Source organism: Thermococcus marinus, from assembly GCF_055389025.1.
In genome coordinates this window covers 245,623-268,816 of record NZ_AP042417.1, presented here as the reverse complement: position 1 = coordinate 268,816, position 23,194 = coordinate 245,623, and the positions used below count along the sequence as shown (strand labels likewise).

General features: G+C 54.5%; 21 protein-coding genes. 16 read left to right on the top strand and 5 right to left on the bottom strand.

Annotation, left to right across the window (positions count from 1 at the left end):
* The first annotated feature begins 1 nt into the window (after position 1).
* The 11 genes from ACZ5ER_RS01430 to ACZ5ER_RS01380 all read left to right on the top strand — a co-directional run bounded on the left by ACZ5ER_RS01430 (position 2) and on the right by ACZ5ER_RS01380 (position 11,252).
* Positions 2-2,011: a V-type ATP synthase subunit I gene (locus ACZ5ER_RS01430; RefSeq protein WP_464934636.1), complete on the top strand. Its 2,010-nt coding sequence runs from the start codon at positions 2-4 to the stop codon at positions 2,009-2,011.
* Between the two features lie 3 nt (positions 2,012-2,014).
* The gene (locus ACZ5ER_RS01425; protein ID WP_050002393.1) at positions 2,015-2,500 is read left to right on the top strand and encodes an ATP synthase subunit K; all 486 of its coding nucleotides are present in this window, start codon (positions 2,015-2,017) and stop codon (positions 2,498-2,500) included.
* Between the two features lie 38 nt (positions 2,501-2,538).
* Positions 2,539-3,150, top strand: a complete 612-nt coding sequence (locus ACZ5ER_RS01420; RefSeq protein WP_050002394.1) for a V-type ATP synthase subunit E — start codon at positions 2,539-2,541, stop codon at positions 3,148-3,150.
* Entirely contained in the window at positions 3,150-4,250 is a 1,101-nt protein-coding gene (locus tag ACZ5ER_RS01415; RefSeq protein WP_464935047.1) for a V-type ATP synthase subunit C, read from the top strand. The genes ACZ5ER_RS01420 and ACZ5ER_RS01415 overlap by 1 nt, the downstream gene beginning before the upstream one ends.
* The gene (locus ACZ5ER_RS01410; protein WP_050002395.1) at positions 4,247-4,555 is read left to right on the top strand and encodes a V-type ATP synthase subunit F; all 309 of its coding nucleotides are present in this window, start codon (positions 4,247-4,249) and stop codon (positions 4,553-4,555) included. The genes ACZ5ER_RS01415 and ACZ5ER_RS01410 overlap by 4 nt, the downstream gene beginning before the upstream one ends.
* Positions 4,556-4,561: 6 nt before the next feature.
* On the top strand, positions 4,562-6,319 hold the full coding sequence (locus ACZ5ER_RS01405; RefSeq protein ID WP_464934635.1) for an ATP synthase subunit A: 1,758 nt from the start codon (positions 4,562-4,564) through the stop codon (positions 6,317-6,319).
* 5 nt (positions 6,320-6,324) lie between these two features.
* Entirely contained in the window at positions 6,325-7,716 is a 1,392-nt protein-coding gene (locus ACZ5ER_RS01400) for an ATP synthase subunit B (protein WP_050002397.1), read from the top strand.
* Between the two features lie 24 nt (positions 7,717-7,740).
* Positions 7,741-8,379: a V-type ATP synthase subunit D gene (locus tag ACZ5ER_RS01395; RefSeq protein WP_050002398.1), complete on the top strand. Its 639-nt coding sequence runs from the start codon at positions 7,741-7,743 to the stop codon at positions 8,377-8,379.
* A 106-nt stretch (positions 8,380-8,485) separates the two neighbouring features.
* On the top strand, positions 8,486-9,253 hold the full coding sequence (locus tag ACZ5ER_RS01390; protein ID WP_050002399.1) for an oxygen-binding di-iron domain-containing protein: 768 nt from the start codon (positions 8,486-8,488) through the stop codon (positions 9,251-9,253).
* Positions 9,254-9,262: 9 nt separating this feature from the next.
* The gene (locus ACZ5ER_RS01385; protein ID WP_050002400.1) at positions 9,263-10,033 is read left to right on the top strand and encodes a methyl-accepting chemotaxis protein; all 771 of its coding nucleotides are present in this window, start codon (positions 9,263-9,265) and stop codon (positions 10,031-10,033) included.
* A complete protein-coding gene (locus ACZ5ER_RS01380) occupies positions 10,026-11,252 on the top strand; it encodes an alanyl-tRNA editing protein (protein WP_464934634.1) in 1,227 nt (408 codons plus the stop codon). Before ACZ5ER_RS01385 ends, ACZ5ER_RS01380 begins: the two co-directional genes overlap by 8 nt.
* A gap of 27 nt (positions 11,253-11,279) precedes the next feature.
* Here the strand turns inward: ACZ5ER_RS01380 and ACZ5ER_RS01375 are convergent, their stop codons facing one another.
* The 5 genes from ACZ5ER_RS01375 to ACZ5ER_RS01355 are packed head-to-tail and all read right to left on the bottom strand — an operon-like array spanning position 11,280 to position 15,723.
* Entirely contained in the window at positions 11,280-12,110 is an 831-nt protein-coding gene (locus ACZ5ER_RS01375; protein WP_050002402.1) for a 7-cyano-7-deazaguanine synthase, read from the bottom strand.
* A gap of 31 nt (positions 12,111-12,141) precedes the next feature.
* Positions 12,142-12,810 carry a hypothetical protein gene (locus ACZ5ER_RS01370; RefSeq protein WP_227738761.1) on the bottom strand — a complete coding sequence of 223 codons (669 nt, stop codon included), beginning with the start codon at positions 12,808-12,810 and terminating at the stop codon, positions 12,142-12,144.
* A 51-nt stretch (positions 12,811-12,861) separates the two neighbouring features.
* The gene (locus tag ACZ5ER_RS01365; RefSeq protein ID WP_050002404.1) at positions 12,862-13,767 is read right to left on the bottom strand and encodes a radical SAM protein; all 906 of its coding nucleotides are present in this window, start codon (positions 13,765-13,767) and stop codon (positions 12,862-12,864) included.
* A gap of 47 nt (positions 13,768-13,814) precedes the next feature.
* Positions 13,815-14,516, bottom strand: a complete 702-nt coding sequence (locus tag ACZ5ER_RS01360) for a dihydroorotate dehydrogenase electron transfer subunit (RefSeq protein WP_050002405.1) — start codon at positions 14,514-14,516, stop codon at positions 13,815-13,817.
* Positions 14,500-15,723: a dihydroorotase gene (locus ACZ5ER_RS01355; protein ID WP_464935046.1), complete on the bottom strand. Its 1,224-nt coding sequence runs from the start codon at positions 15,721-15,723 to the stop codon at positions 14,500-14,502. The genes ACZ5ER_RS01360 and ACZ5ER_RS01355 overlap by 17 nt, the downstream gene beginning before the upstream one ends.
* Before the next feature lie 348 nt (positions 15,724-16,071).
* Between ACZ5ER_RS01355 and ACZ5ER_RS01350 the strand changes: the two genes are divergently transcribed.
* From ACZ5ER_RS01350 to ACZ5ER_RS01330, 5 genes are all read left to right on the top strand, one after another.
* Positions 16,072-18,543 (top strand): ABC transporter substrate-binding protein, encoded by a 2,472-nt coding sequence (locus ACZ5ER_RS01350; RefSeq protein WP_464935045.1) that lies wholly within the window; start codon positions 16,072-16,074, stop codon positions 18,541-18,543.
* A 179-nt stretch (positions 18,544-18,722) separates the two neighbouring features.
* Positions 18,723-19,772: an ABC transporter permease gene (locus ACZ5ER_RS01345; protein ID WP_050002407.1), complete on the top strand. Its 1,050-nt coding sequence runs from the start codon at positions 18,723-18,725 to the stop codon at positions 19,770-19,772.
* An 11-nt stretch (positions 19,773-19,783) separates the two neighbouring features.
* Positions 19,784-21,202: an ABC transporter permease gene (locus tag ACZ5ER_RS01340; RefSeq protein ID WP_050002408.1), complete on the top strand. Its 1,419-nt coding sequence runs from the start codon at positions 19,784-19,786 to the stop codon at positions 21,200-21,202.
* Between the two features lie 10 nt (positions 21,203-21,212).
* Complete coding sequence (locus tag ACZ5ER_RS01335) at positions 21,213-22,172, top strand: ABC transporter ATP-binding protein (protein WP_050002409.1); 960 nt, start codon at positions 21,213-21,215, stop codon at positions 22,170-22,172.
* 10 nt (positions 22,173-22,182) lie between these two features.
* Positions 22,183-23,190, top strand: a complete 1,008-nt coding sequence (locus tag ACZ5ER_RS01330; protein ID WP_050002410.1) for an ABC transporter ATP-binding protein — start codon at positions 22,183-22,185, stop codon at positions 23,188-23,190.
* The last annotated feature ends 4 nt before the right edge of the window (positions 23,191-23,194 follow it).

Below are 23,194 nucleotides of genomic sequence, written 5' to 3'. Positions count from 1 at the left end.
AATGTTCAGGCCCGAGGAAATGGTCAAGCTCGAGGTCATAACCCTTAACCGCTACAAGGACGAGCTGCTGACTTACCTCCACGAGGCCGGGCTCGTTGAGATTCGCGAGCTCGACGTTAAGGTCGCCCAGAGGGACGCCCCCAACGAGTACTACCGGAAGGCCGCTTCGTACAGCATAACAATATCCAGGATTGTGGACTTTCTGAAGGCCCACAAGAAGACCTCCGGAGGGGGACTGAAGGGGTTCTTCTTCCCGAAGGAGCGCGCCAGAAGGACTTACCACTACGAGGGCGTTGAAAAGCTGATAAAGGACGTTGAAGAGTTCCTATCGAAAGTTGAGCCCGAGATAAAGGCCCTTGAGTCCCAGATGAACGCACTCCAGAGCGAGATTGAGCGCATCAACGAGTCCATTGAAGTACTTGAGACTCTCTCGCCCCTTAACCTGGACGTCCGCTACCTCAGGCACTCCGGGCTCGTAAAGGTCACAGTGGGTACTCTGGACAGGACGAGGCTGAAGCCCCTCATTGAAGACCTCAAAGGGGTCACGGAGGGTAAATTCGCCCTCGTTACGAAGGACTCCGGTGAGAAGGTTCTCCTTGTTATAGCGACCCTCAGCAGGTATCAGGATAAGGTCAATTCAGTCCTTGCAAAGCACTCCTTCGAGAAGATAGAGGTTCCTGGGGGTGAGGGGACTCCCGCGGAGCTCCTTAGAGAGTACAGGAGAAAGCTTGACGCCAAGCTGAGGGAGCTCGACGAGATCAGAAAAGAAGAGGAGAGCCTGGCCGAGAAGTACTACGACGACGTCGTTTTCTATAAGGAGCTCCTTGACAACGAGCGCGACAAGGCCTCAGTGCTTCCAATGCTCGCGAGGACCAACATGACGTTCGCTTTGACCGGGTGGCTTCCAAGGATGGACGTCCCCAAGGTTCTTGAGGGGATAAAGGACGTAACGGAAGGAAAGGCCTACATAAACGTCCGCGAGCCCACCGAGGCTGAGCTCGACGAGATTCCGATAAAGCTCAAGAACCCGAAGTGGGTCAGGCCCTTCGAGATGATTACCGAGATGTACGGTGTCCCCAAGTACAACGAGATAGACCCAACGCTCATCATAGCGTTCACGTACTCGTTCTTCTTCGGCTTCATGCTCACTGACTTCATGTACGGCCTTATCATCGGCGTGATTGCGGCATTACTCGTTAAAGGACACAGGAAGTTCAACGACGGAACCTACAAGTTCGCCTACACCCTCCTCTGGAGCTCGTTCTTCACGATGCTCATGGGTGCTCTCTTCGGCAGTTACTTCGGCAACGCGGGGGACATACTCCTCCAGCACATCACGGGCAACTCAAACGCCCAGTTCCCGCGCATAGCGGATCCGCTCAAGCAACCGATGACCGTGCTGATGATGGCCCTTGCCATAGGTCTGGCGCACCTCTTCACGGGCTATGCCACCGGCTTTGTCGTCAAGTGGAAGAACGGCGACGTCAAGGGCGCGGTGTTTGAACAGCTTCCATGGATGCTGATCATAATTGCCGTAGCCCTCCTTGCAACCAAGAATACCTCCATGACAATGCTCGCCAAGGTCATCTTCGGTGCTGGTCTGGTGCTCTTTGTGGTGGGAGAAATAGTCAGCAACGGCGGACTCGCGGCCCTGATGTTAATCTCGGACTTCTTTGGCTTCGTGGGCAACTGGCTCAGCTACGCCCGTTTGATGGCTTTGGCCCTTGCAACCAGTGGAATAGCGCTGGTCATCAATATCCTGGCGGAAATGGTCTGGGGAATCAAGGTAAGCGTCGTTCCCATTGGAATTGTCGTAGGTTTGATTATATTCTTTGGCGGTCAGCTGTTTTCAGTGGCAATAAACGCCCTTGGAGCGTTCGTTCACTCGCTCCGTCTTCACTATGTTGAGTTCTTCGGAACCTTTTACTCGGGTGACGGGAAGCCGTTCACCCCGTTCAAGTCCAAGAGGGAAGTTTCAAAACTTGAGCTGAAAGCTGATGGAGGTGCATGAAAGATGGATCCGATAGTTTACGTATCCCTGGGCGCGGCGCTCGCCGCGGGTATAGCTGGTGTCGCTTCGGCCTTTGGTATTGGTATAGCAGGTACTGCAGCTGCAGGAGCGGTGGCAGAGGACGAGAAGAACTTCAGGAACGCGCTCATACTTGAAGGTCTGCCGATGACCCAGAGCATCTACGGCCTCATTACGCTGTTCCTTATCCTGATGAGCGCGGGGATTATAGGCGGTGGCTTCAAGTTCACCGCCAACACCCCTGAAAACATCGTTAAGAGCGCCATACTCCTCGGTGCCGGCCTCACCGTTGGCCTTACCGGCCTCTCGGCCATCCCGCAGGGTATAATCGCAAGCGCCGGTATCGGTGCCGTTGCCAAGAACCCGAAGACCTTCACCCAGAACGTCGTCTTCGCCGCTATGGCAGAGACCACCGCAATATTCGGTCTCGTCGGTGCGCTCATTATGATAGCCACCGGAGTCGGCCTTTGAGCCAATCTCCTTTTTTTACAGCCTGAGGAGGACTGAAAATGGAGGGTGCAGAACTCATAATTCAGGAGATAAACAGGGAAGCGGAGCAGAAGATACAGTACATCATCAACGAGGCGAAGGAAGAGGCCGAGAAGCTCAAAGAGGAGGCCAGGAAGAGGGCTGAGGCCAAGGTCGAGTGGATACTCAGGAAGGCAAAGACACAGGCCGAGATTGAGAAGCAGAGGATAATAGCCAACGCAAAGCTTGAGGTCAGGAAGAAGAAGCTTGCCGCTCAGGAGGAGCTGATAAGAAAAGTCCTGGAGTCCCTCAAGGAGAGGCTTGCCAGCCTGTCCGAAGATGAGTACTTCCCGATGGTCGTCGGGCTCACGGCCAACGCCGTTGAGGAGCTCGGGGTTGATAGGGTCGTTCTCCGCTCGAACGATAGAACCCTCAAGCTCATCGTTGAGAGGCTCTCCGAGTTCAAGGAGAAGCTCCGCGAGGCCCTCGGGAAGGACGTCGAGGTCATCGTTGGCGAGCCGATTCAGACAATCGGCGGAGTCCTCGTTGAGAGCCCCGACGGGACGGTAAGGGTCGACAACACCTTCGAGTCTAGGATAGCGCGCTTTGAGAGCGAGCTGAGGGCTACCATTGCGAAGGCCCTCTTTGGGTGATTAAGATGGAGGCAGTAACGGGAATCCTCAACACCACCATCGCAGTCATATTTACGTGGGTGGGCTACAAAACGGCCAAGATGGTCTGGAAGTACACCCCCTACTCGTACCCGAACGCGAGGATTAAGGTAATGGAGGCCAGGCTCCTCACGGAGCAGAAGTTCAATGAGCTGGCGGAGAGCAAGACCCTCCAGAACTTCGTCGTGAGCCTGGAGGACACGGAGTACAAGGAGTACTTTACCGACGTTTCCACTTACTCAATCGAGGAAATCGAGAGGGCCCTTGAGAAGGCCCTCGCTGGAACCTACGAGCTCATGTTCAAGATACTCCCCAAGCGCTCAAGGGGCTTCTTCGAGCTCCTCCTTGAAGGCTGGGACGTCAGGAACATAACCAACGTCGTCAAGGCCAAGCTCGCCAACGAGCCGGCGAGCGACTACGTCATCGAGCTCGGTACGATGCTCCCCAAGGTAAAGGCCATGGCCGAGGCGAAGACCCTCGAGGAGATTCTGGTTATCCTGGAGGGCACCCCTTACGAGGGGCTCTACCAGAAGCTTCTCCTCGGCGAGATAGACGTTACGCGCTTTGAGGCCGAGCTGTACAGGATGTACTACGAGAAGCTCCTGAACTACGCCCTCTCAAGGAAAGACGACGAGAGAGCTGTCCTCGAAGACTACGTCAGGTTTTCAATCGACAGGCTCAACATACTGATCGCCCTCAGGGCCAAGAAGGCAGGCCTCCCGGCGGAGGAAATAAAGGAGATGCTCATCCCCGGAGGAACTATCGAACTCGACCCAATCCTGAACGTGGACTCCTTTGAGATGGCCCTGGCGGGACTTGAGTCCACCAAGTACGGCCACATCATCAGGAGCGCCAGGGAGGAGATCGAGAGGGACCTGAACGCCCTCGGGAGGGCGCTCAACGACTACATGATTACGAAGGTCTCAGAGCTGGAGCGCGTCTACCCGCTCAGCATCGCCACTCCGCTCAGCTACGTCCTCATGAAGGAGAGGGAAGTCAGGAAGCTGAGGGCAATAGCCAAGCTGGTGGAGAACGGAGTCAAGCCCGAGAGGATAAAGGAGCTAGTGGGTGAGGTGGCATGAAGATAGCCGTCCTCGGTGACAGGGACACTGCCCTGGGCTTCAAACTTGCAGGGGCTCATGAGGTGTATGCCTTTGAGGACACACCCCTCGAGATGGAGAGGCTCAAGAACAAGCTTATGGAGCTCATTGAGAGGGGCGACGTCGGAATAATACTCATAACCGAGAGGTTCGCCCAGAGGGTTGAGCTTCCCGACGTTACCATTCCAATCATCCTTCAGGTGCCGGACAAGTCCGGCTCTACGTTCGGTGAAGAAGCCCTCCGCGAGATAGTCAGGAGGGCGATTGGTGTTGAGCTCAAGAGGTGAAGGAAAATGGGAAGGATAATTCGTGTTACCGGACCACTCGTCGTTGCGGACGGCATGAAAGGAAGCAAGATGTACGAGGTTGTCCGCGTCGGTGAGATGGGCCTCATAGGAGAAATAATCCGTCTTGAAGGTGACAGGGCGGTCATTCAGGTCTACGAGGAGACTGCGGGCATAAGGCCCGGTGAGCCCGTTGAGGGAACGGGTTCATCGCTCAGCGTTGAGCTCGGCCCGGGACTGCTTACCTCGATGTACGACGGTATCCAGAGGCCTCTTGAGAAGCTCCGCGAGCTCAGCGGTGACTTCATTGCTAGGGGTCTTACCGCTCCGGCTTTGCCGAGGGACAAGAAGTGGCACTTCACGCCCAAGGTCAAGGTCGGCGACAAGGTCACCGGCGGAGACATCCTCGGTGTTGTCCCCGAGACCAGCATCATCGAGCACAAAATCCTCGTTCCTCCATGGGTCGAGGGTGAGATAGTCGAGATAGCCGAGGAAGGTGACTACACCGTCGAGGAGGTCATAGCCAAGGTCAAGAAGCCGGACGGAACCATCGAGGAGCTCAAGATGTACCACCGCTGGCCCGTCCGTGTCAAGAGGCCCTACAAGAACAAGCTCCCGCCGGAGGTTCCGCTCATCACCGGACAGAGGACGATAGACACCTTCTTCTCAATAGCCAAGGGTGGAACCGCCGCCATTCCGGGTCCGTTCGGTTCAGGAAAGACCGTCACCCAGCACCAGCTGGCGAAGTGGAGTGACGCACAGGTCGTCGTTTACATAGGTTGCGGTGAGCGCGGAAACGAGATGACCGACGTCCTTGAGGAGTTCCCCAAGCTCAAGGACCCGAAGACCGGTAAACCGCTCATGGAGAGAACCGTTCTCATAGCCAACACTTCAAACATGCCCGTTGCCGCCCGTGAGGCTTCAATCTACACCGGAATCACCATCGCCGAGTACTTCCGTGACCAGGGCTACGACGTCGCTCTGATGGCAGACTCGACCTCAAGATGGGCCGAGGCTCTGCGTGAGATTTCCGGAAGGCTTGAAGAGATGCCCGGTGAGGAAGGTTATCCGGCCTACCTCGCGAGCAAGATTGCGGAGTTCTACGAGCGTGCCGGCCGTGTAGTTACCCTTGGAAGCGAGCCGAGGGTCGGTAGTGTCTCCGTCATCGGTGCCGTTTCACCGCCCGGTGGTGACTTCAGCGAGCCCGTCGTCCAGAACACCCTGCGTGTCGTCAAGGTCTTCTGGGCCCTCGATGCCGACCTCGCGAGGAGGAGGCACTTCCCGGCAATCAACTGGCTGAGGAGCTACTCGCTCTACCTCGACGCCATTCAGGACTGGTGGCACGAGAACGTTGACCCAGAGTGGAGGAAGATGCGCGATACGGCTATGGCGCTCCTCCAGAAGGAGGCCGAGCTCCAGGAGATTGTCAGAATCGTCGGTCCAGATGCACTGCCCGACAGGGAGAAGGCCATACTCATCGTCACGAGGATGCTCCGTGAGGACTACCTCCAGCAGGACGCCTTTGACGAGGTCGATACCTACTGCCCGCCGAAGAAGCAGGTCACCATGATGCGCGTAATCCTCAACTTCTACAACAGGACGATGGAAGCCGTGGACAGGGGCGTCCCAGTGGACGAGATAGCCAAGCTCCCGGTCAGGGAGAAGATTGGCCGTATGAAGTTCGAGCCCGACATCGAGAAGGTTAGGGCGCTCATAGATGAGACGAACGAGCAGTTTGAAGAGCTCTTCAAGAAGTACGGGGCGTGATGCTCATGCCGGGAATGGAGTACTCCACCGTTAGCAAGATTTATGGCCCTCTGATGATTGTCGAGGGCGTCAAGGGAGTGGCCTACGGTGAGGTCGTCGAGATAGAGACCGAAAGCGGAGAGAAGAGGAAGGGACAGGTTCTTGAGGCCAGGGAGAACCTCGCGATAGTCCAGGTCTTCGAGGGAACCCGCGATTTGGACGTCAAAACAACGAGCGTCCGCTTCACCGGCGAGACGCTCAAGGTTCCCGTTTCAATGGACATGCTGGGAAGGATCTTCAACGGTATAGGCAAGCCCATAGACGGCGGGCCGGAAATTATCCCCGAGGACAGGCGCGACGTCCACGGCGCCCCGCTCAATCCAGTTGCGAGAGCATACCCGAGGGACTTCATCCAGACCGGTATCTCCGCCATAGACGGTATGAACACCCTCATCCGCGGTCAGAAGCTCCCGATATTCAGCGGTTCAGGTCTGCCACACAACATGCTCGCGGCCCAGATAGCCAGGCAGGCCAAGGTTCTCGGTGAGGAGGAGCAGTTCGCCGTCGTCTTTGCTGCCATGGGTATCACCTACGAAGAAGCGAATTTCTTCAAGAAGAGCTTCGAGGAGACCGGAGCCATTGAGAGGGCAGTCCTGTTCCTCAACCTTGCCGACGACCCGGCCATTGAGCGTATCATCACCCCGCGTATGGCCCTCACCGTTGCGGAGTATTTAGCTTTCGACTACGACATGCAGGTGCTCGTTATCCTCACCGATATGACCAACTACGCCGAGGCTCTGCGTGAGATTTCCGCTGCTAGAGAAGAGGTTCCTGGAAGGCGCGGTTATCCGGGTTACATGTACACCGACCTCGCCACAATCTACGAGCGCGCCGGCCGTGTCAGGGGCAAGAAGGGAAGCATAACCCAGGTGCCCATCCTGACGATGCCCGACGACGATATCACCCACCCGATTCCGGACCTTACCGGTTACATCACCGAGGGCCAGATAGTCCTCAGCAGGGAGCTCCACAGGAAGGGTATCTACCCGCCAATTGACGTCCTTCCGAGTCTCAGCCGTCTGATGAAGGACGGTATCGGTAAGGGCATGACCCGTGAGGACCACCCGCAGCTCAGCCAGCAGCTCTACGCGGCCTACGCTGAGGGAAGGTCTCTCAGAGACCTCGTCGCCGTCGTTGGTGAAGAAGCTTTAAGCGAGACCGACAGGAAGTACCTCAAGTTCGCGGACAGGTTCGAGAGAGAATTCGTCGCCCAGCGCTACGACGAGGACAGGAGCATCTTCGAGACCCTCGACCTCGGCTGGGAGCTCCTCGCCGAGCTTCCGGAGAGCGAGCTCAAGCGTGTCAGGAAGGAGTACATCCTCAAGTACCACCCCAAGTACAGGAAGAGGGGCTCTTAACTTTCAACTTTTTAGGTGGTCGAGATGGCAGAACTGCTCAACGTGAAGCCGACGCGAATGGAGCTCCTCAACCTCAAGAGGCGCATCCAGTTAGCAAAGAAGGGCCACAAGCTCCTCAAGGACAAGCAGGACGCTCTGGTCATGGAGTTCTTTACAATCTACGACGAGGCGCTTCAGCTGAGGCGCGAGCTCAACCTTAAGATGAAGGAGGCTTTTGAGGCCATTCAGATGGCCGAGATAGAGCTTGGAACGCTCCGCCTCAAGGAGATAAGTCTCTCGGTGAAGCCCAACAGGGAAGTCGAAATCCTCAAGAGGAACGTTATGGGCGTCTCCGTCCCCATGATAGAGGCCGAGAGCTTTAAGAGGAGTGCCGTGGAGCGCGGCTACGCCTTCGTGTCCAGCTCTGCGAGGGTCGACACCGCAGCAGAGAAGTTCGAGGAAGTCCTTGACCTGGCGGTCCGCCTTGCTGAGGTCGAGGAGACGCTCAAGAGGCTCGCGAAGGAGATAGAGGTCACGAAGAGGCGTGTCAATGCCCTTGAGTACATCATAATCCCGCGCATGGAGGCCACCGTTAAGTTCATCAAACAGCGCCTCGACGAGATGGAGCGCGAGAACTTCTTCAGGCTCAAGAGGGTCAAGGCGTTAATCGCCGCAAGGGGCTGAATTAGGGCTTTTAGTGCTTTTTTAAATCTCTTCTCTCTTATGTAGGTGTTTGTGTAGGCAAATCGCTTAAATATAATTTGTCCGTAATCTCCTTTGGTGATTGGGTGTGGGGGAGTATTTTATTGAGCCCGGGCTTGACCCGCGAAAGGATCACGTTCTCTACCGTGACGAGGAACACCTGGTCGTTTACCTCGGGACGCAGGAGGGGGGAGAAGACGTCGACGTCAACAGCTACCTCATAGTCAGCAGGGGGAAAGGTATCCTGATAGATCCAGGAGGGTACAAGATTTTCTCAAAAGTTCTCGCCAACATCTCCAAATACATAGACCCCCGGGACATCGAGTACGTTTACATATGTCATCAGGATCCCGACGTCGCGGGGAGCCTTCCCCTCTGGAGGGAAGTCAGCAACGCGAAAATAATTGTCCACTGGCTCTGGACGAGGTTTTTACCTCACTTCGGCTTCGAGGACGCCAAGAGCATCACACACGAGCTCCCTGATGAAGGTGAAACGCTCTCATTCGGGGCAACGACCCTTGAGTTCATTCCCGCCCACTTCCTCCACAGTCCCGGCCATTTCACAATATACGACCACAGGAGCAAGTTCCTCTTTACCGGTGACATTGGCATAGCGCTCCTTGACGAGCCATACATCGTTGTCGAGAATATCGAGAGACACATTCAGGCCATGAGACCCGTCCACGAAAGGCTAATGGCCAGCAACAAGGCAATAAAAGCTTGGCTGGACAAGGTCAGGTTCCTTGACGTTGAGGCAATACTGCCTCAGCACGGGGCAATCATACCCAAAAAGTTCATACCGCGCTTTTACGACTTCCTTGAGAACCTGAAGTGCGGCGTTGACCTCTACCGCTGAGGTGGTAGCATGAACATCAGAAGCATCGAGAAGGCCTCAAATGCGCTGGCCCAGTCAGTTCGTATAAAAACGTCCAGCAGGGAGTCCAGTAAAATCGTTGATGAACTTGCAGAGGAGATAAGCGGGCAGTTCCTGGACAACAACCTCGCAATAATAGAGAACATAGAAAAGCTGTCCAGGGTTATGAAAGAGCTCGAAAAGTTCCAGCAGGAGTTTTTACCCTTTTTCCAGCGCTTTGAGGTCTTTGCCAGCGAGTTCAACACCCTTGTTGAGAATCTTGAATACATTTCAAAAATAAGCGATTCAATAGCCAGTGTTGCCAAACAGACAAACCTGGTTGCCTTGAACGCCTCAATCGAGGCGGCCCGTGCGGGAGAGGCCGGGCGGGGCTTTGCTGTCGTTGCCGAGGAGATCAGGAACATGGCCGTCCAAACGATGAACCTTGCCAAGGAGATTAAGGACTTCAACGCCCGTGTTATGGGACAGCTGGAGACACTCCGCGATGCTCTGACGGTCATGGATCGCATTAAGGAGGGCACCGAGATACTGGGGAGGGATATAGAGGTAATGGTCGAGATTAGCTCCGTTTTGGAGGAAATTTCGAGAGAACAGGAAGAGATAGTCAACGACATCAAGAGGCTCAAGGGAATAGCCCTTGCCCTCAGGAAATTCGCCGACATGCAGGATAGGTATAACAAGGAGCTGGCTTCTCTCCTTAGGATGATGGTTAGTGAATACGCAAAGGAGCAAAAGACTGAAGAGGTGTTTGATGATGACTGAAAAGCTGTACTACAAAGACCCCTATCTCAAGGAGACGACAGCAAGGGTAGTTGAAGTTAAAGACCTCGGTAACGGTCTAGTTGAGCTTGTCCTTGATAGGACTATCTTTTATCCTGAAGGCGGGGGTCAGCCCTCTGACCGGGGGCTCATAGAGGGAGACGGCTTTGCAATTGAAGTCACCAACGTCAAGGAGCGGAAGGAAATCTGGCACGAGGGGGTACTTGAGGGCAGGCTTCCAGAGAAGGGGGAGGAAGTTACGCTCAAGCTCGACTGGGACTGGAGATACGAGAACATGAAGAACCACACCGGCCAGCACATTCTCTCCGCTGTTCTCAAGAAGCTCTACGACCTCGACACGACGGGCTTCCAGATTTTCGAGCACTACAACAAGATTGAGGTCAACGGCGAGCTTGACTGGGATATGATTACAAAGGCGGAAATCGAAGCAAACAGAATAGTGGCAGAGGGTATTCCCGTAACCGTCGAGGAGTTCAAGTACCTTCCGGAGGAGCTACTTAAGACGCTGAGGAAGCACGTGAGCAAGGTAACCGACAGGGTCAGGATAGTGAGCATCGGCGACGTTGACAGGACGCCCTGCGGCGGGACGCACGTCAGGAACACCTCTGAGGTCGGGCTTATCAAGGTTCTGCGCTTCTACAAGAAGTCCAGAGACCTCTGGAGGATAGAGTTCGTGACCGGCAACAGGGCTTTGAGGACACTCAACGAGCTCCTTGAGGACTACTGGAGTTCCCTTGAGGAGATGCCCAACAAGAACAGGCCCCTCATCGAGCGCGTCAAAGAGCTGAAGGCTGAGATGGGCTCCCTTGAAGGGAAGATTGAGGAGCTCAGGCGTGAGCTCTGGCGCTGGAAGGGCCTGGCCTTGATAGACAAGGCGGAGGAGATTGGCCACTATAACGTCGTTACCCTCGTCGAGAAGTGGCCGATGAAGGACGCCCAGGCCTTCGCCGTCAACTTCGTTGAGAACAACCCCGGCTCGATACTCCTCATTGCCGGAGAAAACTACGTCCTATTCGCGAGGAACGAAGAAGTGGAGGTCTCCATGAAGGAGCTCCTCTCAAAGGTCATCGAGGAGCTTGGGGGCAAGGGTGGGGGAACCGACAACCTTGCCCGGGGAAAGGTGGAGGCCGAGCCCGAAGACGTTCTTGACGTTGCAAAAGAAAAGCTGAGGGAGCTCATAAACTCCTCCGGGGACCAGTGAGCTTTCATTTTTGCCCTTCCGCTTTCTTTAATCCAGCGCGTCTTCCGTTATTCCCAGTTTTTCAAGCACAACCCTCCACTGCTCCTCTGGCACCTTGGGCTTTTTCAGCTCTTCCTCGGCTCTCTCCCTGCTCATCAGCCCGTAGCGGACTAAAGCAGCTATCCTTCTGTGCTCAAAAGAATGGCCGTGCTTTTCCCAGTAGCGCTCCAACGCCGGGCCGAGGACGAGGCAGTTGGTCGTGTAACCCGGCAGCTCTGGGAACTCAAAGGGGAGCTCTTTCAGTATTTCAAAGCGCTCCTCCTCGGTCATCATTGAGAGGAGCCTTATCTGAATCACCCCCCCACTCATGAGCCTGTAGGGGTGGTGGCCGAACGGCAGCTCGTGGCCGGTGATGATGTAGCGGTAGCCGTTTTTGAGGGCGTACTTCCTGAGCTTTTCCATAGTCCTCTTGGAACAGCGCCTGCAGGGGGATTCACCATTTAGCAGGGCCTCTCTAAAGATGTCCGAGTAGTCATAGCGAAGAACCTTGAACGGAACTCTCAGGTACTCAGCTATCCTTTTTGCGTTCTCTATCGCTTCCTCCGCCATGAGCCCGTGGTCTATCATGACTGCTTCAAGCTCCGGCACCTTGTAGACTTCCTTTGCGAGATAGAGCGACACAACACTGTCCTTTCCTCCGGAGTATGCGACTACGGCCCTATCAACGTCCTTCATTAGCTCCTCGAGCTCTTTCCTGATTTTCTCCCCCTCAATCGGGTGCTTGAGATAGACCTGGCACTCCCTGCATATTGGCTTCCCGTCGATGATGTCTATTTTGGCTGTCCTTTCATCGTGGACGCAGAGTGAGCACTTGAGCATGGCGAAAAGAAGGGAGGCGCGTTTTATAAGGCTACCTCCTGTACCTTTCGAAGCCCTTGAGGGTTTTGAGAACCGGCTCAATAGTTTTCTCCTTACCCTTCTTCCCCGCAAAGAGCAGAACCACCGTTATCTGGTCTTCGAGGAGAATGCCATCGTTGTTCCTCGCCATAAACCAGCCGAAGATGGCCCCGAAAACGAAGCCTGCTAACCAGAGGGCCATCACGAAGAGCGTCGTTGATGTTCCTGTTGAAGTGGTTGTCAGGGAAAGGGCCTTGTAAGCCAGCGCGAAGGCAACAATGAACATACCTTCTAGAAGCAGGCTTACCTTAACTGCTTTCTCTAGTATTCCGAAGACCCTGTCATCACTGGTGTATCTTTCAATAATCCTGCCGTCGTGGATGCTATAGACGAGAGTTCTGGAGACATTCGCGCCGCTTCTGAAAGCCAGAAAAGCAAAGAGCATGGCCAAGTAGTCCCAGCGGACTTTCCAGACCCCGTAGATGCCAACTATGATACAAATCAGTGTGAACAGCCTTTCAAGGGTTTTCTTCTGGTTCCCTGGAACGTCAATGCGGAAGGTTCTCCTTAGCGTTATTCCAGCCAGCTTGCTCATGAGTCTGGCCATCATTAAAGCTAAGTTCATGAAGAAAAATGCCAGCAGGAGAAGAATAGCCATAACCTTGGCCAGCAACGTTATCACTGTATTTACTACGCGTTTCAGGTTTTAGCCCTTTTCTGAGAAATAGGAAAGTTAGAGTTCTTCCCTCTTCCTTTTTACAATGGGTGCAACCTCCCGCGCGACCCTCTTGACGCTGAAGAGCGTGAGTGAGTCCATTCTCTTGAGCTGTGCCAGGAGGCAGCCGCTTATCCTGACGTCTATGTATTTCTTTGCCTCCATCACTGTCTTGAGGAGCTCCCTAACGCTCCCGGCCCTTTCAAAGTCCAGTCCGGCCTTCTTAAGCCTCTCCACGTTGAGCTCGTGGATTGTCAGCGGCTGGAGCATCATCTCGTCTATTCCGAGGGAAGCGGCAAGCTCTGCTATCTTCGGTATATCCTCGTCGTTGATGCCGGGCATGAATATCGTCCTGACGACGGAGCGGACGCTCTTGTCGGCGCCGACTATTCTGAGAGCGTTCACCACGGCGTCGAAGGTGTCGGCGTTGGTTATCTTCAGGTGTTTCTCACGAGTGGCCGCGTCGAGGCTTATCATGACGATATCGAAGTCGAGCTTCTCCCACAGCTCCTCAGTCAAAAGCGAGCCGTTCGTCTGGAGGTCGAGCCTCGCCTCCGGAAACCTCTCGCGGAGCATTCTGTTGACCTCTACTATTCGCTTGCTCAGCAGGGGCTCGCCGTACTGCGAAACGGTGATTGCCTTTGGGTTCTCCCAGCCGTAGTAGCCGGGTTTTGGAACCTTTCCGAGCTTCACCGCAACGTTGGAGTAGCAGAATATGCAGTCGTGGTTGCACGCGGGGGTTAACTCGTAGCTCGGGTGGTGAACCGGGTTTGGGTTGCTCAAATCAAGGCCCTGACACCCCTGGCAGTGGGTTGGGAACTTAAGATCCATGACAAACTCCTTTAACAGCCTCGCCTCTTTGTTCTCCAAAATCTGGGGCTCGACGCCCATCTTTCTCGCGAACTCCTCCCAGCTGTACTTCATTCTCTCACCGGTGGGAGCGGAAAAAAGGGCCTTAAAAAGGTGATTGGTCAGAGAAGTCCCCTCAGTTGAAGGCCGTCAAAGACCGGGCCGTCCCTGCACACGAGGTATTTTCCGAGGTTGCAGGAGCCGCAGACGCCTATGCCGCATTTCATGTAGCGCTCGGCCGAGACCTGGACGTTCCGGTAGTCCATGACCCGCAGGACTGCCCTCAGCATGGGCTCCGGGCCGCAGGCATAGACCTGGTCAAAGTCGTCCTTCCTTTCGGCCAAAACGTCCGTTGGGAAGCCCTTAACCCCTGCCGAGCCGTCGTCGGTCGTGATAATCACTTCGTCCACGTAGTTCTCGATATCCATCAGTGCAAGCTCGTCCTTTGAGCGGGCGCCGTAGATGAGCGTTACCTCTTTGAATATGCCTTTATACTGTCGTGCGAGGGCGTAGAGCGGCGGAATTCCTATACCTCCCGCCACGAGTGCAGGTCTGTCCCCCCTGAGTTCGAAGCCCCTTCCATAGGGCCCGCGAATCCACAGCCTGTCCCCTTCCTCCAGGCCGAAGAGCCTCGACGTGAACGGCCCGACGCGCTTGACAACGAGCATGTCCCTCCACGCCAGGCTGAAGGGCTTTTCCCCGGCGCCGGGGAGCCAGACCATGACGAACTGCCCGGGCGTAAAGTCAAACTCCCCTGAGAGCCTGAACGCCCGGACGTCCCTCGCGACTTCCCAGGTCTCCTTAAGCTCAACTACCCTGTACATTTAGGCGAACCCCCTTTGGCTTTCCAATAATTTCATCGTCCTCCATAACGACTTCTCCATGGAGAACCGTCATCACGACCTTTCCCCTCAGCTTTCTGCCCTCCCAGGGGCTCCATTTGGCCTTCGTGTAGAACTCCTCGGGTCTAACCCTCCACTCCCTCTTCAGGTCAATCACCGTGAAAGTTGCATCGTTTCCGGCTGCAAAGTCCCTTTCCCTAATCCCGAAGACCTTGATGGGGTTCTCGTGCATCTTCTCAACGATGTCAAAAACGCTGATTACTCCCCTGTTCACGGCGTCGAGGAGCAGCGCCACTTCGGTCTCAAGCCCGGGAATCCCGGCCGCTCCTGCTTCCTTGCCCTCCGGCGTGTGGGGTGCGTGGTCACTCGCTATTATCGGAATTTTTGAGAAGTTTCTCCAGAGCGCTTCAACGTGGTCTTTCGTCCTCAGTGGCGGGTAGACCTTTAGGAGAGGGTTTCTCTCGTAGCCTTTTCTTGTGAGAAATAGGTGGTGTGGAGTAACTTCAAAGCTGACCCACGGAAGGTTTTTATCCAGTATTGCCTCCAGCCCACCTTTCGTTGAGACGTGGCATATGTTCAGGGGCTTCTTGAGCCTCCCGGCGCTTTCGAGGGCTTTATGTATCGCCTTTTCTTCCACTTCCGGTGGCCTCTCCGGCATTTCTCTGATTAGTTCGGCATCCTCAGCGTGGACGCTCAAAACTCCCGGTGCACAGGCGTAGTCGTCCTCAAAGTTTTCCGAGTATATCCCACCGGTTGATGCGCCCATGAAGGCCTTGTAAAAGTCGGCTCCCGCGGTTATCGCCTCTTTGCAGTTGTTCTTCATTAGAAACCCGACTGCGTAGTCGGCATAAGCTTTTTTCTGGAACAGCTCAAGGCGTTTTTTGAACGTTTTTGAGTCCATCACCGGCGGCTTTGTGTTGGGCATGTCAAAGACCGCGGTGATTCCCCCGTGAAGGGCCGCCTTTGTCCCGCTCTCGACTGTTTCCTTCTTTTCCTCTTCGAAGTCCCTGAGGTGAACGTGGGTGTCTATCAGGCCCGGGAGAATTAGATACCGCGACAAATCCAGCTCCTTTTCTCCGGTTAGAGTCCGGGTTGCTATCTGCGATATTTTTCCGTCATCAACCGCTATACTGCCCTCGACGATTCTTCCCCTGAGAACGAACTTTCCTTTTAATACGAGCTCGTGCATTAAAGCCCGCACATGGGTTTTTTGGAGGGGGTTTTAAGATTTTTGCATTATGAAATTGAGAGGAAATGCTTTTTTCGGGTTTCCCCAAGCGTGTCTCAAGATTTTTTCAGAATTGTGGGTGAATTCTAACTTTTACATGATTCCAAAGCCACGTTCATGTCGCATTGTCTCTTTTGAACCCTTAATGCTTTTCTGTCCATGATCGAGTCTTTTTTCCGACAGATCTGTTCTGGTGGTTTGTACACTAACGTAACCCTTAAATATTACTCGAATGTATAGCTTCATGCCATTATACCCTATATATGGCAACACTGCTAAAAAGTGGAAAAGGAGGCCGAATAAATGAATATGAAGAAAACCTGGGGCATGATTGCTGCAGTTTTGTTGTTGTTTAGTTTGATAGCGACCCCAGTGGCCAGGCCAGTAGCTGCCGCAGAGGGCGACAAGGTCCTCAAGACCGTCATCTACTCTTCAACCGGTGCCCTCTTCATGGGTGTCTGGAACCCGAGCTCCAGCGGTTACAGTGACACTTACTCAAGGAGAATTGCTGACCTGGTTTTTGACAGTGGATTCCCCTACGGCGTTGAGGGTCTTCCCGTCCCCTACCACTGCCGTGTGGTCGAATACAAGAAGGATGTAACCGTCCCTGAGGACGCTGTGATATTCAACTCGACAACCGACACCTGGGTCGCCGCTCACGCCGGCGAGACTGCCAAGACCTATGCCAAGATTGAGTGTGACAGGCCCTACTTCCACGATGGCCACAAGGTCAGCGCCGCTGACGTCATGTATAGCCTTGCCTGGAGCTGGGAGTGGATCCACCAGGACGGTGATGACGACCCGTATTACGACGCCAGCGAGGCCGACTGGAGCGGTGACTCCATGGCAACAATCCTCGGTATCAAGTTCGTTGAGCAGACCGACGACAGGATGGTCTTTGAAGTCTACCACAACTACTACTTCCCGCCGAGCGAGATAATGACGGCTGCCTACGTTGTCCCGTTCACTGGCACTCCCTGGCAGCTCTGGTACGCAATGAGCGAGCTCGTTGCCCACAACGAGAAGTACTCCTGGAGTGAGTCCACCGAGGAGATTGAGCAGCTCGACCAGATCAACCCGAAGCACGCCCAGGCCATAAAGGAGGAGCTCCTCGAGCTCAAGAACTCCAAGCCGATTCCGGAGTTCCTCAAGCCCTACATCGAGAACGAGAACGAGGCCATTGCTGCTTACGACTCCATAGCCAAGTTCATTGACGAGCACCACCATGCCGTCATCGGCAATGGTCCGTACTACATTGATGAGTACCAGCCCGAGAACCTCTTCGTCAGGCTCAAGAAGTTCGACAAGTGGACGGTTCCGGCCTTCGCCGAGGGCAAGTACAGGGCCGAGCCATACTTCGAGACCATTGAGGTCTATGGTCTCCAGAACCAGGACACCGCAATCCTTGAGGTCGCCAAGGGCACTTACGACGTCCTCTGGTACCCGTTCCCGGCCTACAGGTTCACAGGCCTAAGTCAGGAGCAGAAGAACGCGATTGACCTTTACAAGAGCACTGCCGCCTTCGGTGACTTCGTCTTCAACCCGGTTCACGACCCGGACAACCCGTATCTGATTACCGCTGGTGACAAGAAGTACTTCAACCCGTTCGCCGTTAGGAAGGTCAGGTTTGCCCTTGAGTACCTGATAAGCAGGGCCCACATCGCTCAGAACATCTTCCAGGGTAGCGCCGGTGCCATGTACACTCCGTGGACATCAACCGAGACTGGTTACGAGTACATCAAGCCGGTCGTTGATGCGTTTGAGCTCTCAGAGCAGCCGGACGAGACGTTTGCCCTCCAGCTGATTGAGGAGGGCATGCAGGAGGCCGCCCAGGAGCTTGCCAAGATGGGCTACGAGCTCAAGAAGGTTGACGGCAAGTGGTACTTCGAGGGCGAGCCGGTTAAGATTGTCGGTATCGGCCGTTCCGAGGACGAGAGGAAGGACGTTGCCCAGTACCTCGTGAGCGTTCTCAAGGATGCTGGCTTCGATGCGGAGGCCCAGATTGTTGACAGGAGGACCGCGAGCGGTATGGTCTACACCAGTGACCCGAGCTCATACCAGTGGAACTTCTACACCGAGGGCTGGGTCTCCTCGAGCAACGTTAAGTTCTCGCCATCTAGGATTATCCAGTACTATTCTAGCATCTGGTATGCTCCAGGCCTTGTTGGCTGGAAGTGGAGCCCGGAGAACACCGAGAGGGCCACCCTTGAGGAAGTCCTCAAGTACCTCGGTGACGGGGACATCGCCAAGGGCCTCAGCAAGCTTGGTCTTGACTACTACAACACCGTGGACAAGATCCAGCCGCTCCTTGACTGGACTGCCGACGACTTTGCTCTGGTAATCTACGCGGGTGAGAACAAGGGCGTTAAGATGGACAGCGAGGACAAGTACTGGGACTTCAACAGGCTCGGTACCGCCATTGGTATCTACGAGAGCTTCAGGGTCTTCACCTACGAGAACTGGGAGTTCTACGCCGTGAACAAGAGGGTTAAGATCGACGTCGTTGACCCGGTTGCCGGTCTGGCTTCTAGGTGGGCACTCAGGAGCGCCAAGCCTGCTAACGTTGAGCAGACCAAGCCAGCCGAGACCTCGGAAGAAACTGGAACTGGCAAGGAGACTGGAACCACCGAACAGACTGGAACTGAACAGACCGGAACTCAGCAGGAGACCACTGAGCCAACTGAGACCCAGAAGACTACCGAAGAGGGAGGAGGAATCTGCGGACCTGCGGCCCTTGTTGGGCTTGCAGTGGTCCCGCTGCTCCTCAGAAGAAGGAAGTGATTCCTCTCTTTCCCTTCTTCAACTTTTGTTGGGGTACGTATTTTGACATTCTTCGATTCGCTCTTTTGCTTGGGCTTATGGTCGTATGCGTAAAGTATTTAAATAAAGTTTTACAGACAAGAAAAAGACAATGCTCAAAATTGAACCTAGCAGTACAGAACAGTGAAGGAGGGAATTTTATGGGATTTGGAAAATATCTGGTCATTAGAATACTGAATGCTCTTATAGTGCTGACTATAGTTACATTAGTGATGTCCGCCCTTTTCGTTAAAGTGGCGGAAAAGGACCTCCAGGAGACAATAATACAGCGAGTGAATGCTGAGTTCCAGGCCCTCCAGCAAAAGGGGCAGACCCCCGAGGACCCCGACGCCTGGAGGGCACAGAGACTTGAATACTATAGATCCATGTACCACCTTGACAAGCCCTACTGGTGGAGGGTTCAGTACTACTTTAAGCGCACGCTGACATTCGACTTCGGAAAGACCAAGAACCCTGTGTTTGGTTCCGAAAAGGACGTCGTGGCCATCCTTAAGACTGCAATTCCCCGCACAATCCAGCTCTTCACGACCGCGCAGATAATAATCATAGTTTTGGGTATCCTCCTCGGTGTAAAGGCCGCCCAGATGGTCGGCAGTCTCTTCGACAGGGCACTTTCAATCATAGCCCTGATAATGAGCAGCATCCCGATGTGGTGGTTCGGGATGATAATGCTGCTCGTGTTTTCGTTCAAGCTTGGATGGTTCCCGTCTAGGGCAATCCCTGACCCGAACCTCACCGGGTGGGCTCACATAGCCGACATCCTCAAGCGTATGACCCTTCCGGTGTTGACAATAGTTATCGTCTCCTTCGGAGCTTGGGCGTGGGTTATTAGGAACATCATGATCGGTACGATGCAGGAAGACTTCATTATGGCTGCAAGGGCAAAGGGTATCCCCGAGAGGAAGGTTATATACGGCCACGCCCTTAGGGCAGCAGCTCCCCCGGTTGTTACGATGATCATCTTCAGCCTCCTCGGTTCCCTTGGCGGTGCTATAATCACCGAGAGCGTCTTTACGTGGCCTGGAATGGGTAGGGTTTACTGGATTGCAATTGAGACCAACGAGACGAACCTCATCATGGGTCTGACATTCGTAAACGTGCTGCTTTACCTCGCGGGTGTTATCATCGCGGACCTTGCATATGGATTCCTTGACCCGAGAGTTAAGGTTGGTGCATCTGAACACATGTGAGGTGACGGGCCATGCGTTGGGTTGACTTTAAACAGTCCCTTTCAGAGTTTTGGAGTGACTTCAAAAGGCAGAAGTCCGGTTTACTGGGTATAGGGTTGTTAATCCTGTTCATCTTTACTGCAGTCGCTGCCCCGGTGTTGACGTCACCTGACATCCCTGATAAATGGCAGGAGTTCTGGCTTGACAACCCTAAGAACGTGCCCCCAGTCTGGGTAAACGCATTTTCCGGCGAAAAGAAGGCCGCCCATTTGATAATCGAGGGTGAGGCCCTCCAGAAGCTCATAACGGAGACCGACTCCGGCTACCGCATAGAAGTTACCTACAACAACGAGTACGATGTTCCGCCCCAGGACATAGTTATAAAAGATCTCGTCGGTAATGCCGACGGAGGCAAGCCCTCAATAACGGTCATGGTTGAAAGGCCCGACGGCAGAGAGGTTACTTTAATAGAGAACTACAAGTTCTCAGGAAAGATTGTCCTCCAGCTCGGTACCCACCCGCAGGTTAGGGCCAACCTCATCAACTGGATTAAGAGCGAGGGCATACAAATTGACCCGCTTCAGGAGTTCCAGTACAGAACCCTTATGGACGCCACCAAAGTAATCTTCGGAAAGTTCAACGAGAACATCCTCGAGCACCCCGAGCCCCTGAAGGGTACTTACAAGTTCACTATACTCGTGAACGTCCCTGAAGGCACTTCCGTTTCCTTTGATGATGCCAGGATTATATTCACGGGTAGAACCTACGGCTGGCTCGGAACAGACTTCAAGGGAAGGGACCTGCTTTCAGGTATCATCTGGGGTTCAAGAGTATCCCTCGTTATCGGTATCTCAGTTGCCGTTGTCAGTGTCCTTATCGGAATATTCTACGGTGTTACGAGCGCGTACCTCGGTGGATGGAAGGACGAGATTATGATGAGGTTCCAGGAGTTCATGGCATCAATACCCAGCCTTCCGATACTCATCCTCATGGGTGCGTACTTTGGAGGCCACATCGCGCTCTGGCAGATAGTCGTGCTACTCGCAATATTCGGATGGGTCGGTATAGCGAGGGTTGCCAGAAGTATGGCGCTCCAGATTAAGGAGCAGACTTACGTTGAAGCTGCCAAGGTTCTGGGTGCCGGTACAGGTAGGATAATCTTCAAGCACATGGTTCCACAGCTCCTTCCGTATGCCTTTGCCCAGATGGCACTCAGCGTTCCCGGTGCCGTGCTTTCAGAGGCTTCACTGAGCTACCTGGGTCTCGGTGACCCGACCGCGGTTACGTGGGGGCAGATACTCCACGATGCACAGACGGCCGGTGCGGCAGTGAACGGTTACTGGTGGTGGGTTATCCCGCCCGGACTTGCAATCGCCCTCGTCGGACTGACGTTCGTGCTCATAGGTACCGCCCTCGACAGAGTGCTCAACCCGAGATTGAGGAGGCTGTGAGGTGGTAAAAATGGCAAAACCCGTCCTCGAAGTTCGCAACCTTAAGATGTACTACTTCACCAACAGGGGTGTAGTGAGGGCAGTTGACGACATAAGCTTTGACATAAAGAAGGGTGAAGTCCTTGGACTTGCCGGAGAGAGCGGATGCGGCAAGTCCTCCCTTGGTTTTACTTTAATGGGCATGCCCACGCCGCCTGGAAAGATTGTGGACGGCAGCATCAAAATCGACGGCAGGGAGATAGTCGGCCTCCCCGAGAGTGTGCTCAGGAAGGAGATACGCTGGCAGAAGATATCCATGATCTTTCAGGGTGCTATGAACGCTCTTAACCCCGTTTACACCGTCGGCTACCAGATGATAGAGCCCCTGATCTACCACAAGGGAATGAGCAAGGAAGAGGCGCTCGACAGGGCCCAGAAATACCTTGAGCTCGTTGGTCTCGACCCCGAGATCGTCTACCGCTACCCTCACGAGCTCTCAGGTGGTATGAAGCAGCGTGTTATCATTGCAACCGCGTTGCTCATGGAGCCGAGCGTCGTCATAGCCGACGAGCCGACCACGGCCCTTGACGTCGTTGTCCAGGCCCAGATTATCAACCTCATGAAGAGGCTGAAGAAGGAGCTCGGCCTCTCGATGATATTCATTACCCACGACCTCAGCATCCTCGCTGAGATTAGCGACCGCGTTGCCATCATGTACGCGGGCAAAATCGTGGAGATTGGAGACAGCGAGAAGATTTACTACGAGCCTGCCCACCCGTACACCCAGAAGCTCCTTGCCGCCATTCCAAGGCTCCACGAAGACGTCGAAAAGCTCGAATTCATTCCGGGACAGCCGCCCAACCTCCTCAACCCGCCGAAGGGATGCCGCTTCCACCCGAGGTGCCCGTATGCAATGCAGGTTTGTAAGGAGCAGGTTCCCGAGATGAAGGAAGTTGATAAAGACCACTACGCTGCATGCTGGTTGCTGTGAGGTGTGAGACATGGCCGAGCCGGTACTTAAAGTTGAAAACCTTAAGAAGTACTTCCCAATCAAGAGGGGCTTCCTTGCCAGCCTTCGCGGTGAGCCCCAGCGCTTCGTCCACGCCGTTGATGGGGTAAGCTTTGAGATAGGCAAGCAACAGGTCTTTGCCCTCGTCGGTGAGAGCGGCTGTGGAAAGTCCACCACTGGAAAGCTCATAGTGAAGCTCCTTGAGCCCACGGAGGGTAAAATATACCTGGAGGGTCAGGATGTCACTGAGATTAGGACAAAGGAAGAACTCCTCGCATACAGAAGGAAAGTTCAGATGATATTCCAGGACCCGTTCTCTTCAATGAACCCCAGGTTCAAGATATACGACGTGCTTGAGGAGCCCCTGCTGATCCACGGAATCGGTGAAACGAGGGCTGAGAGGGAGGAACTCATTTACAAGGCCCTTGAGATGGTTAAAATTACCCCTCCCGAGGAGTACGTGGGCAGGAACCCCCACATGCTCTCGGGTGGACAGAGGCAGCGTGTGGCAATAGCAAGGGCCCTCATCCTTAACCCGACTTTCATCGTTGCCGACGAGCCGGTCTCGATGCTTGACGTTTCAATCCGTGCGGAAGTCCTCGAGCTGATGAAGGAGCTCAAGGAGAAGATGGGAGTTACTTACCTCTACATCACCCACGATATGTCCACTGCAAGGTACTTCGCCGACTGGATGGCAGTCATGTACCTTGGAAGGATTGTCGAGATGGGCCCAGCGAAAGTCGTCATTGACAACCCGCTCCACCCGTACACGAGGGCACTCCTGGCCGCGGTTCCAGAGCCGAAGCCCGAGCGCAGGAACATCATCAAGGAGCTCCCGATCAAGGGTGAAGTCCCCAACGCCGTGGACATACCGCCTGGATGCCGCTTCCACCCGAGGTGTATCTACGCCCAGAAGGGTCTCTGCGACACCAAACACCCGCAGCTCATCGAGTACGAGCACAACCACTGGGCGGAGTGCCATCTTGTCGGGAAGTACTGAGCCC